General features: G+C 71.5%; 14 protein-coding genes and 1 pseudogene. 9 read left to right on the top strand and 6 right to left on the bottom strand.

Features of this window, described 5'->3' with window-relative positions:
• Positions 1-10: 10 nt before the first annotated feature.
• Complete coding sequence (locus tag RM704_RS36390; protein ID WP_311592159.1) at positions 11-3,565, bottom strand: transglycosylase domain-containing protein; 3,555 nt, start codon at positions 3,563-3,565, stop codon at positions 11-13.
• A gap of 298 nt (positions 3,566-3,863) precedes the next feature.
• On the opposite strand from RM704_RS36390, the gene RM704_RS36385 reads away from it, so the two are divergent.
• From RM704_RS36385 to RM704_RS36370, 4 genes are read left to right on the top strand one after another with little or no spacing between them, the layout of a single operon-like run.
• On the top strand, positions 3,864-4,664 hold the full coding sequence (locus RM704_RS36385) for an ABC transporter permease (protein WP_033531149.1): 801 nt from the start codon (positions 3,864-3,866) through the stop codon (positions 4,662-4,664).
• A complete protein-coding gene (locus RM704_RS36380; protein WP_033531150.1) occupies positions 4,657-5,577 on the top strand; it encodes an ABC transporter permease in 921 nt (306 codons plus the stop codon). Before RM704_RS36385 ends, RM704_RS36380 begins: the two co-directional genes overlap by 8 nt.
• A 2-nt stretch (positions 5,578-5,579) precedes the next feature.
• On the top strand, positions 5,580-6,599 hold the full coding sequence (locus RM704_RS36375) for an ABC transporter ATP-binding protein (protein WP_033531151.1): 1,020 nt from the start codon (positions 5,580-5,582) through the stop codon (positions 6,597-6,599).
• 34 nt (positions 6,600-6,633) lie between these two features.
• Positions 6,634-7,440 (top strand): DUF1707 SHOCT-like domain-containing protein, encoded by an 807-nt coding sequence (locus RM704_RS36370; protein ID WP_033531152.1) that lies wholly within the window; start codon positions 6,634-6,636, stop codon positions 7,438-7,440.
• 89 nt (positions 7,441-7,529) lie between these two features.
• Here RM704_RS36370 and RM704_RS36365 read toward each other — a convergent pair whose 3' ends face one another.
• Positions 7,530-8,855 carry an SGNH/GDSL hydrolase family protein gene (locus tag RM704_RS36365; protein ID WP_033531153.1) on the bottom strand — a complete coding sequence of 442 codons (1,326 nt, stop codon included), beginning with the start codon at positions 8,853-8,855 and terminating at the stop codon, positions 7,530-7,532.
• 234 nt (positions 8,856-9,089) lie between these two features.
• Here RM704_RS36365 and RM704_RS36360 point away from each other — a divergent pair, with 234 nt between their 5' ends.
• The 3 genes and pseudogenes from RM704_RS36360 to RM704_RS36350 form a co-directional block, all read left to right on the top strand.
• The gene (locus RM704_RS36360; protein WP_033531154.1) at positions 9,090-10,427 is read left to right on the top strand and encodes a DUF445 domain-containing protein; all 1,338 of its coding nucleotides are present in this window, start codon (positions 9,090-9,092) and stop codon (positions 10,425-10,427) included.
• Between the two features lie 58 nt (positions 10,428-10,485).
• Positions 10,486-11,952, top strand: coding sequence for an MFS transporter (locus tag RM704_RS36355; protein WP_033531155.1), 1,467 nt, complete (start codon positions 10,486-10,488; stop codon positions 11,950-11,952).
• 62 nt (positions 11,953-12,014) lie between these two features.
• A pseudogene (locus RM704_RS36350) lies at positions 12,015-12,494 on the top strand (hypothetical protein); the annotation flags it as partial.
• 122 nt (positions 12,495-12,616) lie between these two features.
• On the opposite strand, the gene RM704_RS36345 reads toward RM704_RS36350, so the two are convergent.
• Positions 12,617-13,117, bottom strand: a complete 501-nt coding sequence (locus tag RM704_RS36345; protein WP_033531156.1) for a hypothetical protein — start codon at positions 13,115-13,117, stop codon at positions 12,617-12,619.
• Positions 13,118-13,188: 71 nt separating this feature from the next.
• A complete protein-coding gene (locus RM704_RS36340) occupies positions 13,189-13,650 on the bottom strand; it encodes a hypothetical protein (protein WP_033531157.1) in 462 nt (153 codons plus the stop codon).
• Between the two features lie 185 nt (positions 13,651-13,835).
• On the opposite strand from RM704_RS36340, the gene RM704_RS36335 reads away from it, so the two are divergent.
• Positions 13,836-14,810: a GlxA family transcriptional regulator gene (locus RM704_RS36335; RefSeq protein WP_033531376.1), complete on the top strand. Its 975-nt coding sequence runs from the start codon at positions 13,836-13,838 to the stop codon at positions 14,808-14,810.
• 31 nt (positions 14,811-14,841) lie between these two features.
• Here RM704_RS36335 and RM704_RS36330 read toward each other — a convergent pair whose 3' ends face one another.
• Both RM704_RS36330 and RM704_RS36325 read right to left on the bottom strand, forming a co-directional pair.
• Entirely contained in the window at positions 14,842-15,144 is a 303-nt protein-coding gene (locus RM704_RS36330) for a hypothetical protein (protein WP_033531158.1), read from the bottom strand.
• 49 nt (positions 15,145-15,193) lie between these two features.
• Entirely contained in the window at positions 15,194-15,391 is a 198-nt protein-coding gene (locus RM704_RS36325; RefSeq protein ID WP_033531159.1) for a hypothetical protein, read from the bottom strand.
• Between the two features lie 74 nt (positions 15,392-15,465).
• On the opposite strand from RM704_RS36325, the gene RM704_RS36320 reads away from it, so the two are divergent.
• The gene (locus RM704_RS36320) at positions 15,466-16,305 is read left to right on the top strand and encodes an alpha/beta fold hydrolase (protein ID WP_033531160.1); all 840 of its coding nucleotides are present in this window, start codon (positions 15,466-15,468) and stop codon (positions 16,303-16,305) included.
• The last annotated feature ends 130 nt before the right edge of the window (positions 16,306-16,435 follow it).

Here is a 16,435-nt window from a genome sequence, read left to right as displayed (position 1 = left end):
GCAGCCGCGGCTACCCGAACGGCCCCACCGAGGTATCGCCCCCTGAGGTCGCTCCGCCGTCCGTCGTGCCTCCGTCGGCCGTGGCTCCGCCGTCCGTCGTGCCTCCGTCCGCCGTCGCGCCGCCGTTGGAGGTGGCTCCGCCGTCCGTCGTCGGCCCGCCGGTGGAGGTGCTGCCCCCGTCCGTCGCCGTGCCGCCCGTGGAGGTGGTGCCGCCGTCGGTCGTGGGTGTGCCGCCGGTGGCGGTCCCGTCGTCGGTGCCGCCGTCCGTCGGGTCGCTGGTCTCCTGGTCGCCCGTGGGGTCGCCGGTCTCCTCCTCGCCGGTGGCGCCCGGCTCGTCGGCCGGGGTGCTGGGCGGGGTGATCACGACGTCCGCGCCGACCTGGAGGTCGAGGTCGAACTCCTTGACCTTCTTGCCCTTCAGGGCGGCCTTGGTGAACTGCGCCCAGATCTCGGTGGGCGCCCCACCGCCGTTGATGCGGGGCAGGCCCATCGCGCCGTAGAGCGGCTTGTGGGCACCTGTCTTGGGGTCCTGGCCCATCACGGAGACGACGGTGGCGAGGTCGGGGGTGTAGCCCGCGAACCAGGCCGCCTTGTCCTCCTCGGCGGTGCCGGTCTTGCCGGCGACCGGGTGGCCGGAGGCTTGCGCGGCGGTGGCGGTGCCGCTCTGCACGACGCTCTGCAGGATCGAGGTGGTGGTGTCGGCGGCCTTGCGGCTGACGGCCTGCGTGGACTCCGTGGTCGGGAGCTTGATCACCGCGCCGTCCTTGCTGATCTTCTCGATCATGGTGTACGTGCCGTGCTTGCCGTGGTTGGCCAGCGTGGCGTACGCCTCCGTCATGTCGAGGACGCTCGCGGTGGCGGTGCCCAGGGCGATGGACGGGTACGGGTTCATGTCCGGGGTGTTCTTGGGCAGGCCGAGGTCGATCGCGGTCTTCTCGACCTTCTCGGGGCCGACGTCCACGGCCATCTGCGCGTACACCGAGTTCACGGAGCTCTGGGTGGCCTGGCGGACGGAGATGTTGCCGTAGTTGACGTAGTCCTCGTTCTCGGGGTCGTACACCGGGCCGGGCCAGCCCACCACGGGGCGCTTGTTGGTGCCGTCGTAGACGGTGTTGGGGGTGATCGCCTGGCCGCTCTGGGTGTTGGAGGCGTTCTCCACGGCGGAGGTGAACACGAACGGCTTGAAGGTGGAGCCGACCTGGAAGTCGCGGCGGGTCGCGTTGTTGACGTACTGCTTGGTGTAGTCGATGCCGCCGTACATCGCGATGACCTTGCCGGTCTTCGGGTCGATGGAGACGCCGCCGGCGCGGACGTAGTTGTCGACCTTGCGGTTCTTCTTGTCGAGCTTGTCCATCAGCTGGTCGTCGACGGCCTTGATGAAGGCGTCCTGCATCTTGGGCTGGATGGTGGTGGTGATGCGGTAGCCACCGCCGTTCTCCAGCGCCTCCTCGTCGATGATCTTGTGGTCGTAGAGGTACGACTTGATGGCCTCGACGAGGTAGCCGCGCTGGCCGGAGAAGGCGGTCGACGTGGTGGCCTGCTTCGGCATCGGGAACTTGGCGCCGGTCCGCTCGGACTGCTTGAGCCAGCCCTCCTTGACCATGCCGTCGAGGACGTAGTTCCAGCGGGCGACCGCCGCGTCCTTGTTCTCGGGGTGGGCGACGACGTCGTACATGCTCGGCGCGTTGACCAGGGCGGCGAGGTAGGCGCCCTGCTCGGCGGTGAGTTCGTCGGCGTCCACGCCGTAGTAGGCCTGGGCGGCGGCCTGGATGCCGTAGGCGTTGCGGCCGAAGAAGCTGGTGTTGAGGTAGCCCTCCAGGATCTCGTCCTTGGTGACCTCGCGGTCCAGCTTGATCGCGATGAAGAACTCCTTCACCTTGCGGGTGACGGTCTGGTCCTGCGCCAGGTAGTAGTTCTTCACGTACTGCTGGGTGATGGTCGAGCCGGACTGCTTGCCCTTGCCGGTCGCGGTGTTCCACGCCGCGCGGACCATCGCCTTGAGGTCGATGGCCGGCTCGGAGTAGAAGTCGCGGTCCTCGGCGGCCAGGACGGCGTGCTGGGCCGCCTTGGAGACCTTCGACAGGGGGACGTTCTCGCGGTTGACCTCGCCGTCGCGGGCGATCTGGGTGCCGTCCGCGTACAGGTAGACGTTGGACTGCTTGGTCGCGGCGTCCTGCGGCTTGGGGATGTGGACCAGGTTGTAGCCCAGCACGAACGCGCCGACGATCAGCATGACGCCGACCACGAAGGCGCCGAGCACCATGCGCCAGGTGGGGATCAGCCGCTTGAAGCCGGTGCGCTTGGGCCGCTTGGGCTTCTTGCCCTTGCCGCCGCCGGCGGGGGCCGGGGTGATGTCGGGCACGGCGGCGGGCGCGGCCGCGGTCGCGCCGACAGTCGCGGGGGCGGTCCTGGGGGCGGCCTTCTCGGCGGGGATGACGCCGAGTGCCTGGGTGGGCGTGTCGGCGGCGGGCCGGGCGGGCGCGGGGGCCGGCTTCCGGGCCGGTGTGATCCCCAGGGTGGTGGTGGGGGTGTCGTCGGCCGCGCCCGGCGTACGGGGGGTGTGGGGGCCGGTGGCCTTGGTGACGGAGGCCGCGGTGGTGTTGCCGTCGCGGGGACCGGCCGGGTCGCCGCCCTGCGCACCGGCGGACCCGGTGATCCCGGCGGCCTTGGCGGCCCGGGCCGCGCGGGCGGCCCTCGCCGCCCTGGCGTCCGGCACCCCGGCTGTTGCGCCGTCGTGCCCGGCGTCACGGACTCCGGCGGCGTCACCGCCGCGCGCGCCGCCGGTCCGACCGTCCTGAGTCCGGGCGGACTTGCGGTCGGCGGGCGTCGCCGACTCGGCCCGCGGGGGCCGGCCGGCCGCCGCAGCGGACTTTCCGCCGGGTGCCGAGCCGGGAGGAGTGGAGCCGGGCTCGGCACCGGACTGCCCACCGGGCGTGCCGCTCGGTGTCGCTTGAGGCCGACCGCCGCCGGAGGCCGCTCCGGGGCGTCCGTCCGGCCGTGCGTCGGACGCGGGGCCGGGCTTGCCGGGGGAGGCCGTGTCGGGCCTCCCACCGCCACCGGAAGCCGTGCCGGAAGCCGTACCGGAACGCGCGCCGGGAGCCGGGGCGGGGTTGCCGTCGGAGGGTGCTCCGGGGCGGGCGCCGGGCGCTGCCGCCGCGCGGTCGCGGGAGGCCGGGCCGGGGCTGTCCTGCCGCGCGCCGGACGCCGCTCCGGGCCGTCCGCCCGAACCCGCGCCGGAAGCCGCGCCGGGCCGTCCCCCGGAACCCGCGCCGGACTCTCGGCCGGACGCCGGGCCGGGCTGTCCGCCGGAACCCGTGCCGGGCCGTCCGTCGTCGCCGGAAGCCGTGCCCGAATGCGTGCCCGGACGCGTGCCGGACGCCGGAGGCCTTCCGTTCGGCTGCCCGTCGGACGCGGCTCCCTTGCCGGAGGCCGGGCCGGGGTTGCCGGTGGGCGTTTTCCTGGCGGCGTTGGCGCCGGGCCCCGGAGGTGTGCCCGGAGTGCGTGGCTCCGGGTCTCTCGGTGCCCAGCCCGGGCCGTTCCGCTTCGGCTGCGGCTCGTCGCTCATCGTGCTGCCGTGCTCCTGTTTCCGCGTCGTACGTTCATTTCCGTACGGACTCGTACGCTTTGCGCCCACTCCGGGCCGGTTCTGTGCCCCTGAGTGAAGACTCTCGCACCGTGCGATCCGTTCCCGGATCACGGCACGTGCCCCGCGCGCCCCATGAGCGCCACCGTCCGCCCCGCGGTCCGCCCCGAAAACGCGTGGCAGGCCACTCCGGCCGCGGACTAGGCTTCTTCGCTTCGGCCCGAATCGGTCCAGGCCTCGGCCTTTCGCCTAACTCTTCGCAGCGGATGGAGGTTTCCTCGTGGGCACAGGGCGGTTGTACGCCGCCGTCGCCGCCGGTGGTTTCAGGCGGTACGCGACATATCGGGTGGCCACCGCCGCGGGGGTGTTCACCAACACCGTCTTCGGCTTCATCCTCGCATACACGTACCTGGCCCTCTGGCACGAGAAGCCCGGTCTCGGCGGCTACGACCAGGCGCAGGCCCTCACCTATGTATGGGTCGGCCAGGCCATGTTCGCGGTCATGGTGCTGGGAAGCGTCGGCTTCGAGGAGGAGTTGATCGAGCGGATCCGGACGGGGGACATCGCGGTCGACCTGTACCGGCCCGTCGACCTCCAGCTGTGGTGGCTCGCCGCGGACATGGGCCGCGCCCTGTTCCAGCTGCTGGGACGCGGTGTCGTGCCCATGGTGTGCGGTGCCCTCTTCTTCGACCTGGCACTGCCCTCCGGCCCGCTGCCGTGGATCGCCTGTCTCGTCGCGGTCGCCTTCGGCGCGCTCGTCAGCTTCGCGATCCGTTACATCGTCGCGCTGTGGGCCTTCTGGCTCCTCGACGGCGCCGGAGCGATGCAGATCACCTGGCTCACCGGAGTCTTCTTCTCCGGGATGCTCCTCCCGCTGAGCGTCTTCCCCGGCGCGCTCGGCGACCTCGCCCGCGTCCTGCCCTGGTCCGCGCTGCTCCAGGCCCCGGCGGACGTCCTGCTGGGCGAGGCCGACCCCCTGGGGACGTACGCCTTCCAGCTCGCCTGGGCCGCGGTCCTGCTCGCGGTCGGACGACTGATCCAGTCGGCGGCCACCCGGAAGGTGGTGGTCCAGGGTGGCTGACCTCGACGAAGTGCCGCAGGTCACGAGAGCCGGACGGACGGCCGGTGGGGCGGCCGGCGAAACGGCGGGGGAGCAGCACCCCTTCGGCGAGTACGGCGTGAGCAGCCGCCTACGGGACGGGCTGCGCGCCTATCGGATGATCGCCGCCATGTGGATCCGCTCCACGATGGCCTACCGCGCCTCCTTCGCCATGACGACCTTCGGGAACTTCGCGGCGACCTCGTTCGACTTCGTCGCGATCCTGCTGATGTTCTCCCAGGTCGACGAGTTGGGCGGTTACGGCCTGTCCGAGATCGCTCTCCTCTACGGCACCTCCGCCGTCGCCTTCGGCCTCGCGGATCTGATGATCGGCTCGATGGACCGGCTCGGGCGCCGGGTCCGCGACGGCACGCTGGACACCCTCCTCGTACGCCCCGTGCCGGTGCTCGCCCAGGTCGCCGCCGACAAGTTCGCGCTGCGCCGCCTCGGCCGGATCACCCAGGGGCTGTTCGTCCTCGTCTACGCCCTGGTCACGCTCGACATCGCCTGGACCCCGCTCAAGGTGCTGATGATCCCGCTGATGGTGTGCGGCGGCGGGCTGATCTTCGCCGCGGTGTTCGTCGGGGGCGCGGCCTTCCAGTTCGTCGCGCAGGACGCCTCCGAGGTGCAGAACGCCTTCACGTACGGCGGCGCGACCCTCCTGCAGTACCCGCCGGCCCTCTTCGCCAAGGACCTGGTGCGCGGGGTGACCTTCGTCCTGCCGCTCGCCTTCGTCAACTGGGTGCCCGGACTGTACGTCCTGGGCCGCCCCTACCCCCTCGACCTGCCGACCTGGCTGGCCTTCGCGCCCCCGCTGGTCGGGGTGGCGTGCTGTGCGCTGGCGGGGTGGGCCTGGCGGGCGGGGCTGCGTTCGTATCGGAGTACAGGGAGCTAAGCGTGGCAGACAGCGCGTTCATCGAACTCGACCATGTCGAGAAGGTCTTCGACGTCCGCAGGAAGACCGGGTTCCTGCGCCGGGAGCGGCGTGAGGTGCGGGCGGTCGACTCGATCTCGTTCACGGTGGCGCGCGGCGAGATGGTCGGCTACATCGGGCCGAACGGTGCCGGGAAGTCGACCACCATCAAGATGTTGACGGGGATCCTGACACCGAGCGGGGGCCGGCTGCGGGTCGCCGGCATCGACCCCTCCCGGGAACGGACGCGGCTGGCCCGGCGGATCGGGGTGGTCTTCGGCCAGCGGACGACCCTCTGGTGGGACCTGCCGCTCATCGACTCGTACGCGCTGATGCACCGTATGTACCGCATCCCGGACGCCCGTTACCGCGAGAACCTCGACCGCTGCGTCGAACTCCTCGATCTGGCGGCCCTGTTGGATGTGCCCGTACGGCAGCTGTCGCTCGGGCAGCGGATGCGCGGGGACATCGCGGCGGCTCTGCTGCACGACCCGGAGGTGCTGTACCTGGACGAGCCGACGATCGGGCTCGACGTCATCAGCAAGGCCAAGGTCCGCGAGTTCCTCAAGGACCTCAACACCGAGCGGGGCACGACCGTGCTGCTCACCACGCACGACCTCCAGGACATCGAGCAGTTGTGCCGCCGGGTGATGGTCATCGACCACGGGCGTCTGATGTACGACGGCCCGCTGGCCGGGCTGCACGAGGTGGGTGAGAGCGAGCGGACGCTCGTGGTGGACCTGGAGCGGGAGCTGCCGCCGATCGAGGCCGCGCCCGCCCGGGTCGTACGGGTGGAGGGGCCCCGGCAGTGGCTGGCGTTCCCGGCGTCGGAGTCGGCGGCCCCGCTGGTGGCGCGGATCGCGTCCGCGTATCCGCTGGTGGACCTCTCCGTGCGGGAGCCGGACATCGAGGCCGTGATCGCCCAGATGTACGCGCAGCAGGCGGAGCGGGTGGCGGGACGCACGGGGGAACAGGTGGGAGAGCCGGGGCCCGCCGTGTCGTAGCACCCCGGACGGGGTTCCTCGTAGGCTGATTCGTATGACGGACGACACGCCGGATCTTCCGGCCGCCGCGGATCTTCGTGCCTCCGACGCCGATCGTGAACGAGTCTCCGAGCAGCTGCGGGACGCGCTCGCTGAGGGGCGGCTCGACATGGAGGAGTTCGAGGAGCGGCTGGACGCGACGTACAAGGCCCGGACGTACGGCGAGTTGGCGCCGATCACCCGGGACCTGCCCGGTGCGGGGGCCGTGGCACCGCCGGCCGTCGTGCCGCAGCCGTCCGTGTCGTTGGTCAAGGGGCCTGCGGTGGACGAGAGTTGGCCGGAGCGGATCGTCGGCGGCGTCGGCAGTTCCACCTGGGGCGTGGCGATCATGTCCGGGTTCGAGCGCAAGGGGCGGTGGACCGTTCCCGAGCGGTTCGACTGCTTCGCGTTCTGGGGCGGCGGGGAACTGGACCTGCGGGACGCGTACTTCGCGCAGCGAGAGGTCACCATCAACTGTGTGGCGATCATGGGCGGGATCAATGTGATCGTGCCGCCCGGGGTCGAGGTCGTGGTCCGGGGCATCGGGGTCATGGGCGGGTTCGACCACAGCGAGGAGGGGGTGCCGGGGGAGCCGGGCGCCCCGCGGGTGGTTCTCACCGGGTTCGCCTTCTGGGGCGGGGTCGGGGTGGAGCGGAAGGTGCCCAAGGCCGAGCGGCAGCGGCTGAAGGAGGCGCGGCGGCAGGAGCGGTTGGAGCGCCGTGAAGCCCGGCGCGAGTTGCATGCCTCCCGTCGTGATCAGGTGCATGGGATGCGGCGTGAGCGGGACAGGGAGAGAGAGCGGCGTAGGGATGGGGAGCGGTAGACCGTGTAGTGCCGGGTGCGGGTGCGCTGTGGTGGCTCGCGCAGTTCCCCGCGTCCCTTACGGGCCGCTCCCCTGAACCGGAGTGAGCGTCACAGCCTCGCCGGTGCCGACCCCTTCAGCTTCTCCAGGTCGAAGACCTCCGCCATGCGGGCGTAGCCCTTGTCGCTGGGGTGCAGATGGTCGCCGGAGTCGTAGTCGGGGCGGAGGCCGCGGGGGTCGTAGGGGTCGCGCAGGGCCTTGTCGAAGTCGACGTAGGAGTCGAAGACGTTGCCCGAGCGGATGATGGCGTTGATGGCCTGGCGGACGGACTCGCGCTGGTCGGAGTAGCCGCGGTGGCCGTGGAACGGCATGAGCGTGGCGCCGACGACACGCAGGCCCCGGGCGTGGGCCTGGTCGACGAGCCGGCGCAGACCTTCGGTGATGGCCTCGGGGTCGGCGCGGCCCGGGTTCCTGAGGATGTCGTTGACGCCGAGGTCGATGACGACGGCCTTGACACCCGTTCGGCCCAGTACGTCGCGTTGGAAGCGGGAGAGGCCGCTGGGGTTCTCGGCGGGCCGTCCGTTGCCGTCGGTCAGGACGCGGTTGCCGCTGATGCCCTCGTTGACGACGCTGTAGCGGGGCGTGTCGGAGGAGCCGGCGGCCGCGCGGAGGCGCCCGGAGAGGACGTCCGTCCAGCGCCGGTTCTCGCCGACGGTGGAGGAGACGCCGTCGGTGAGGGAGTCGCCCAGGACCACGACCGTGCCCTCGGACTCGTTGCTCAGCACGTCCAGGGCGGTGACGTACCGCCAGTGGAGTGACTGTGTGGTGTACGGCGTACCGGTGACGTCCGCGACCTGGTCGCCCTCGGCGGTGTAGGAGATCTGCCGCGCGTGCGTGTGGTAGGTCACCGGGCCGGAGGGGGTCGGGGAGTAGGTGGTGATCAGTACGTCGCTGTCGTGCGGGATCGGCACCCGTACGGCGTCGCTCACCACCTGCCGACCCGGCGCGATGACGACCGTCGGGTTGCCGGCGAAGGTGAGGCGGCGCATGGTCTCGGCCGCCGCGGCCGGGGTGTCGGTCGAAGCGGCGACGGCGAGCGAGGCGTGAGTGATGGTCAGCGGCTGCTGGCCGTAGAGGTTGGACAGGGTGACGCGGGCACTCGTACCGGCGGCGGTCGTGTGCACCACGTTGCGCACCGAGCGGCCGGCGAGGCCGTCCCGCTCGGTGCCCGGCTCCGACCCGTTCGGCGAGGCGGCCCAGGCGCCGACCCAGACGCCTGTGGAGGCGGGGGCGGCGCTGTTGTGGGGCGCGCGGGCGAAGGTCTCCTGCCGCGGGGTGCCGTCGTCGATGCCGACGCCGACGTATATCGCGGCCGAGACGGCCACGATCAGGGCGGCCATGGCCGCCAGAAGTGCATAACCGTGCTGCTTGGTCATGCGGTGTGTTACTCCTCGGGCTGTGGAGCCCCGAGGCTCCGATGTGATCACCCCATGATGCGTCATGGGATGGGGGTTGCTTGCGAGAACCCCCATCGGTTCCCCCGCCCGGACAGACGCGGGGAACTCCTGTTCCGTTCCGGGAGTACGTCATGGAGTAGGTCACGTTCACCAAGCGGTGAAGAGATGAGGAACGGGACAATGTGTACGGGGGACAGGGAACGGGTGGAGTGAATGGACCGTACGAAAGCGGAAGAAGCGCAGCCCGAGGCGGCGGTGGGCGCCGGGGCGCGCGCCTCGCACCGCACCATGACCACTTTCAGCGCCGCCGACGAGGAGAAGCAGCGCGGCGTCCGGCAGATGAAACTCATCGCGGCCGGGCTGCTGCTCTTCGTGGCGCTGGTCTACGTGCTGGCCAAGTGGGCCTCGCACGAGGGTGCGGGTGCCTGGGCGGGCTATGTCGCGGCGGCGGCCGAGGCGGGCATGGTGGGCGCGCTGGCCGACTGGTTCGCGGTGACCGCGTTGTTCCGGCATCCGCTCGGACTGCCCATCCCGCACACCGCGATCATCCCCACCAAGAAGGATCAACTGGGTGTTTCGCTGGGTGAGTTCGTCGGTGAGAACTTCCTCTCCCAGGACGTCGTACGGCAGCGGCTGCGGGCCGTCGGCATCGGCAGCCGGCTCGGCGCGTGGCTCGCCGAGCCGGAGCACGCCGACCGGGTGACGGCCGAACTGGCGACCGCGCTGCGGGGCGCGCTGACCGTGCTGCGCGACTCGGACGTGCAGGCGGTGGTCGGGGAGGCGATCACCCGGCGGGCGAACGCGCAGGAGATCGCGCCCGGTATCGGCAAGATGCTGGAGAAGGTCGTCACGGACGGCGGACACCGGCGGGTCGTCGACCTGATCTGCACCCGCGCCCACGACTGGCTGGTGCTGCACGACACGCAGGTCATGGACGCCGTCGAGGGCGGCGCCCCCGGCTGGACCCCGCGCTTCGTGGACCGCAAGGTCGGCGAGCGCGTCTACAAGGAACTGCTCCGCTTCGCCACCGAGATGCGCGACTCGCCCACGCACCCGGCGCGCGGCGCCCTCGACCGCTTCCTCACCGACTTCGCCACCGACCTCCAGTCCGACACGGACACCCGGGCGCGGGTGGAGCGGCTGAAGGGCGAGGTGCTGGGCCGGGGCGAGGTCCAGGACCTGATCGCCTCCGCCTGGACGGCCGTACGGTCGATGATCGTGGCCGCAGCCGAGGACGAGCGCAGTGAACTGCGGCTGCGGGTCCGCGCGTCCCTGCTGTCGCTGGGGACCCGGATGGCCACCGAGCCGAGCGCGCAGGCCAAGGTGGACAAGTGGGTCGAGGGCGCGGCCGTGCACGTCGTCACCACCTACCGCGCCGAGATCACCTCCCTCATCACCGAGACCGTCGCGAGCTGGGACGCCGAGCACACCACGAGGAAGATCGAGGCCAACATCGGCCGTGACCTGCAGTTCATCCGGATCAACGGCACGGTCGTGGGTTCGCTGGCCGGGCTCCTCATCTACACGGTGTCGCGGGCGTTGGGGGCGTAACCGCTGTTCGGCAGGGCACTCGGGGCGAGTTCGCTCGATGTGGAGGGAGCCCGAACCCATGTCCGTCACAGCCCCGAAGTCACCGGGTGTGATCACCACCGCCGTGCCGGCGCGCCTGGACCGTCTGCCCTGGTCGCGCTGGCACTGGACGATCGTGATCGGACTCGGCACCGTGTGGATCCTCGACGGTCTGGAAGTGACCGTCGTCGGCAACATCGCGGGTCGGCTCTCCGAGGAGGGCAGCGGACTGCCCATCACGTCCGCGCAGGTCACGGGCATAGCGGCTGCCCTGTATGTGGCGGGCGCCTGTGCGGGCGCCCTCTTCTTCGGCCATATGACCGACCGGTTCGGGCGCAAGAAGCTGTTCATGGTGACGCTGGCGGTCTATCTGGTGGCGACCGCGCTGACGGCCGTCTCCTTCTCCTCCTGGTGGTTCTTCGTCTTCCGCTTCCTCACCGGCTTCGGCATCGGCGGCGAGTACGCGGCCATCAACTCCGCGATCGACGAGCTGATCCCGTCCAAGTACCGGGGCCGCGTCGACATCGTCATCAACGGCAGCTTCTGGCTCGGCGCGATCGGCGGCTCGCTGCTGTCGATCGTCGCCCTGAACACCGACCTCTTCCCGGCGAACGTCGGCTGGCGGCTGACCTTCGCCCTCGGCGTGGTGCTGGGCCTGGTGATCCTGCTGGTGCGCCGGAACGTCCCCGAGAGCCCCCGCTGGCTGCTGATCCACGGCCGGGAACAGGAGGCCGAACGGCTGGTGGCGGAGGTGGAGGAGCAAGTCGCGGAGGAGAAGGGCCGCCCGCTGCCGTCGGCCGACCGGGAGATGACGATCCATCAGCGCGGCGGCGTCGGCTTCGGTCTGATCGCCCGTACGGTCTTCTCCCGCTACCGCCGCCGTGCCGTCCTGGGCTTCTCCCTCTTCATCGGCCAGGCGTTCCTCTACAACGCGATCACCTTCGGTTTCGGCGCGATCCTCACCACGTTCTACGACGTCCCGACCTCCGACACCGGCTACTACTTCGCCTTCATCGCCGCCGGCAACTTCCTCGGCCCGCTGCTGCTCGGCAAGCTGTTCGACACGGTCGGCCGCCGGATCATGATCTCGGGGACGTATCTGCTCTCCGGTCTGCTGCTCTTCGGCACGGCCTGGCTGTTCGACCGGGGTTCGCTCGACGAGGTGACCCTGACGGTCTGTTGGTGCGTGGTGCTGTTCTTCGCCTCGGCCGGGGCGAGCAGCGCCTACCTCACCGTCTCCGAGGTCTTCCCCATGGAGACCAGGGCCATGGCCATCGCCTTCTTCTACGCCATCGGTACGGCCGCCGGCGGTATCAGCGGGCCGCTGATCTTCGCCGAGCTGACGAAGTCCGGTGTCGTCTCCGACACCGTCCTCGCCTTCCAGATCGGCGCGGGCCTGATGTGCGCGGCGGGGCTGGTGGCGGCGCTCCTCGCGGTGCGCGCGGAGCGGCGGTCGCTGGAGGACATCGCGGAGCCGTTGTCGGCGCGGGGTTCTGATGAGACATGAGTAGGGCGGACTGAGTATCCGTACTCTGTCGGCTCGGCACGCGTACGGGAACCCTCGTACGCATGACCGAGAAGCTGCTCCGCCCCCTGCGCACGCGCCCCTGGCCGGAACGCTGGCTGACCCGCCTGCTCGGCGCCGCGCTCGCCGCGGCCACGTACCGCCTGTGTCTCCCCTGGGACCTGCGCGACCGCCCCGAACTGGAGGGCTCCCTCACGGAGACGACCCCCGTGACCGTCACGGGGGTCGTCGTCCTCGCCCTCGTCCTGCTGGTCCTCGCGGCCTACTTCGGCCACCGGGACGCCCTGGCCTGGCCGTTGCTCCTGGTCGCCGTGCCGCCGTCCGCGCTGATGTACGTGTCCTTCCACGCGCCCACCGAGCCACCGGACGCGGCCGTATGGCCTCTGTCCTGGGCCTTCTTCACGCTGGTGCTCGGCGCGTGGGTGCTGGTCGCGTCCTCGGTGGCACGCCGGTTCCGGACGGATCCGGTGGACGAGCGGTGGCTGATCCACAGCCGGTCCCAGGACCGTTCGGCCACTGGCCGGTTCCAGGACCGTTCGGCCACCGCCGGGTCCCAGGACCGTTCGGCCACCGCTGGGTCCCAGAACCGATCGGCCACCGCCCGGTTCGCCGAGCAGTCGCCGCCCGGCCGCCGTTCGGGAGCCCGTCAGCCGTAGAAGTACCGTCGGGCCTTGTCCTCGAAGTACGAGGAGTAGACGAGGCCGATGGCCGGGGTGCCCCGGTACGAGCCCACGTACTGCTGGACGCTGTCGACCACCACGGGCCGGGCCATGCACGCCCACTTGTTGCGCTGCTGGGCCTCCGCCCAGCGCACGGCCGCCGGGTCCACCCGGTCGCTGACCAGCACCGGGAACGCGGCGACACCGTTCTGGAGGCCGACCGGCAGACCGCCCTTGGTCTTCTTCGCGTACGTCAGCACCTGGTCGGTGAAGGTCTCGATGGTCGGGATGGTTATCTCCTGGACGGCCGCCGCGACCGTGAACAGATGCAGCTTCGTCCCCATCCAGCTCCACCGGAAGTCGGCCCGGCGCCCGACGAGCACGGGCACCCCGGCCCACTCCTCCCACCAGGTACGGCATTCGTCGGCGGCGAGACGGGCGGCCACGGAGGCGAGGTAGGCCTGGGAGGGCGACTGCTGTGGATGCATGGCCGGATCATGCACCCGCCGGTGGGCCGATGTGAAGCCGGGGGAGAGGCCCCTGCGGATTCGGGGAGGTCTCAGGCTCCGGTGGTCGAACCCGGCCGCACGATCATGAGGATCGTGACCGTCGCCCACAGCAGGTTGAACACGCCCGTGAACATGGCGAGTCGGGCTGTGGCCCTGGGGCCGACGGCGGTGCCCCCGATCCCTTCCAGGATCTCCTCCTGCCGGGGCAGCACCAGCGCGAGCAGGACCATGGCCGCGAGGGCGGTCAGCAGCATCGACACGATCAGCCAGGCGTCCTTCAGCACCCCCATGCTCATCGCCGTGGCGAAGCCGAGCACCGGCACGGCGATGCCCACACCGCCGTAGACCCGGCAGATCCGGTGCAGCAGCCGTACGGCCGACACCGCCCGCTCGCTGTCGGGTTCGGCCAGCGCCTTGCGGGCGCTCGGCGGGAACATGCTGGCCGCGACGGTGACGGGCCCGACGGCGATGATCGCGGCGAGGACGTGGAGGGAGAGGAGGAACTTGGTCACGGGGGGACCGTACGGGGTGGGTGACGAGGGGGAGTAGTGGCGAGATTGCCAGAGGGCGACGGATTCTCGCCAGGGCCGGGATGAGGGTGAGTAGGGGGCGAAGTGAGGAAGCGACGAGGTCGGGGCGGGTTCGACGGGCTGCCGGGCGGCTTGGCGGAAATCAGGTGCGGGCCTACGCTCTCGCCATGCACACCGTTGCCGTACTGGCGCTCGACGACGTGATCCCCTTCGATATGTCGGCCCCCGTCGACACCTTCGGCTGGGCGCGGCTGCCGGACGGGCGAGAGGCCTACCGCGTGCGGGTGTGCTCGGCGGCGGCGGACGGGGTGGTGAAGGCGGGGCCGTTCAGCGTGCGGGCGCCGTACGGGCTGGAGGTGCTGGCCGAGGCGGACACCATCATCCTGCCGGGGACGGCCGACCCGACCCTGCCGTTGCCGCCGGGGGTGACCGAGGCGCTGCACGCCGCCGCGGCGAGCGGGACGCGGATCGCGTCGATCTGCGTGGGCGCGTTCATCTTCGCCGCGACGGGCCTGCTGGACGGGCTGCGCGCCACCACGCACTGGATCGCGGCCCCCGACCTGGCGGCCCGCCACCCGGAGATCACCGTCGACCCGAACGTCCTCTACGTCGACAACGGCCAGTTCCTGACGTCGGCCGGTGCCGCCGCGGCCATGGACATGTGCCTGCACATGATCCGCAGGGACCACGGCTCGGCGGTCGCCGCGTTCACCGCGCGGATGTGTGTGATGCCTCTCGAACGGGAGGGCGGCCAGGCGCAGTTCATCGTGCAGGACCAGCCCCCGGCACCCGCCGGCGCCACCATGGAGCCCCTGCTGCGCTGGATGGAGCAGAACGTGGAGCGGGATCTGACCCTGGACGACATCGCGCTCCACGCCGGCACCAGCGCCCGCACGCTGAACCGCCGCTTCCGCGAACAGACGGGCACGACGCCCCTGCGGTGGCTGCACCGGGCGAGGGTCCGCCGCGCCCAGTACCTCCTGGAGTCCACCGACCACACCGTCGACCGCATCGCGACCCAGGCGGGCTTCGGCTCCCCGACGGCCTTCCGGGACCGCTTCAAGAGGGTGGTGGGGACGAGCCCGTACGCGTACCGGCGGGCGTTCCGGGGGGAGGGTGGTGGGCCGAGGGGGCGTTCATGAACGCCACCTGCCCCTCTTCCGGACGGAACCCCTAACCCTTCCGGTCGGTCACCACCCAGGAGGCCAACGCCACCACCCCGGCGACCCCGAACACCGCCGGCCAGGCCCCCACCTTCTTCGCCAGTGGATGCGACCCTGCGAACGCGGCCACGTACCCGGCGGTCAGCGCGCCCGCCGCCCTGCCCCCGGCCGCCTTCTGCCACTGCCGGGCCGCCGCGGCTCCCGCCACCGCCAGCACCGCCCCGCCCAACGGCCGCTTCTTCGTCCAGCGAGCCACCCCGTACCCGCCGATGAGCCCGCTCGCGGCCACCGCCGCCGTCGGAACCTTCGCCATGCCTGTCTGCCTCCTGCGTCGACGTCTCCCGGCCGAGGCTACTGCGCGGTCACCCGCCGGACTCCCCTCGGCCCCCGTACGGCCACGGCCGGCCGGGACCGACCCCGCAGACCGCGCTGAGGGTGGTCCAGACGACGTCGTACGCGCCGAAGAGATCGCGGGCCGTGGCGCCTAGCAACGCGGAGGCGGCCGCGCCGAGTTGGTGCGCGGACGCGACCCGGCCGGAGACGATGGGGCCGCCGTCCACGCCCCCGGGCCGGGCCGCCCCCGCCCGGGCCAGGCCTCCGCCCCCGCACCCCCGCCGACTGAGACCATCGGCCGATGCCGCCCACCACCACCCGCCTCACCACCCCGGACGGGGTCCGCCTCGCCCACCGCGACCACACGCCGCCCCACGCGCACGACCGCACTCTCCTCCTCCTGCACGGCCTTGCCGGCCACATGGGGGAGTGGGACGACCTCCTGCCGCCGCTCCTGGCGGACGGCCACCGCGTCGTGATGTACGACGGCCGGGGTCACGGTGCGAGTACCCGCCGCCCGGCGGACATGAGCCGGGCTGCGTGCGTACGGGACGCGGTGACGGTGATCAGTGAACTCGGCCTGGCTCTCCCGGGACAGGCGCCCCTGACCCTCGTGGGCCAGTCCCTCGGCGGCCACACGGCCTTCCTCGCCGCAGCCGCGCACCCGGACCTCCTCGACTCCCTGATCCTGATCGAGGCGGGCCCCGGCGACCCCGCCCCCACTCTGCCCGCCCAGATAGCCGCCTGGCTGGACAGCTGGCCCACCCCGTTCGACTCGCCGTCCAGGGCAGCCGACTTCTTCGGTCACGTCGCCTGGTCCCGCAACCTGGAGCGCCGCGCCGACGGTTGGTACCCCCGGGTGGACCGCACCACGATGCTCGCCGCGATCGAGGAGGTGGCCGAGACGTCGTACCTGCGCGAGTGGGCCGCCGTCACCTGCCCCGCCCTGGTCGTCCGCGGAGCCGACGGCACCATGTCGGCCGCCGACGCCGCGAGGATGCCGAGCGGTCGCTCCCCGGGCACTCGTACCGACCTCACCGTCGTCGAGGACGCGGGCCACGACGTCCATCTGGACCAGCCGGGCCGCCTGCACGCGGCGATGTGTGAATTCCTCAACTCCCTTGAGCGGCAAGGGAATTAATGCGCGCAGCCAGAGCGGGTGGCGTGAGTCACGTCACAGGCCGGGCGAGGGGGAAGTGGTCCACGGCGCCCCGCGAGCCTGGCATGCTCATGCATGGCTACTGGGGGGTAACTACCGCGTATGCACTGCC

It is taken from the genome of Streptomyces gottesmaniae, from assembly GCF_031845845.1.
Taxonomy (GTDB): domain Bacteria; phylum Actinomycetota; class Actinomycetes; order Streptomycetales; family Streptomycetaceae; genus Streptomyces; species Streptomyces akebiae.
The sequence above is the reverse complement of the archived record's forward strand: the minus strand, read 5'-3'. Positions and strand labels throughout refer to the sequence as shown.

What these genes read in the sequence shown, in the direction of transcription:
- RM704_RS36360 (WP_033531154.1), top strand. Translation starts at nt 9,090, where the DNA reads ATGGACCGTACGAAAGCGGAAGAAGCGCAGCCCGAGGCGGCGGTGGGC.
- RM704_RS36345 (WP_033531156.1), bottom strand. Translation starts at nt 13,117, where the DNA reads ATGCATCCACAGCAGTCGCCCTCCCAGGCCTACCTCGCCTCCGTGGCC.
- RM704_RS36390 (WP_311592159.1), bottom strand. Translation starts at nt 3,565, where the DNA reads ATGAGCGACGAGCCGCAGCCGAAGCGGAACGGCCCGGGCTGGGCACCG.
- RM704_RS36330 (WP_033531158.1), bottom strand. Translation starts at nt 15,144, where the DNA reads ATGGCGAAGGTTCCGACGGCGGCGGTGGCCGCGAGCGGGCTCATCGGC.
- RM704_RS36370 (WP_033531152.1), top strand. Translation starts at nt 6,634, where the DNA reads ATGACGGACGACACGCCGGATCTTCCGGCCGCCGCGGATCTTCGTGCC.
- RM704_RS36335 (WP_033531376.1), top strand. Translation starts at nt 13,836, where the DNA reads ATGCACACCGTTGCCGTACTGGCGCTCGACGACGTGATCCCCTTCGAT.
- RM704_RS36365 (WP_033531153.1), bottom strand. Translation starts at nt 8,855, where the DNA reads ATGACCAAGCAGCACGGTTATGCACTTCTGGCGGCCATGGCCGCCCTG.
- RM704_RS36320 (WP_033531160.1), top strand. Translation starts at nt 15,466, where the DNA reads ATGCCGCCCACCACCACCCGCCTCACCACCCCGGACGGGGTCCGCCTC.
- RM704_RS36355 (WP_033531155.1), top strand. Translation starts at nt 10,486, where the DNA reads ATGTCCGTCACAGCCCCGAAGTCACCGGGTGTGATCACCACCGCCGTG.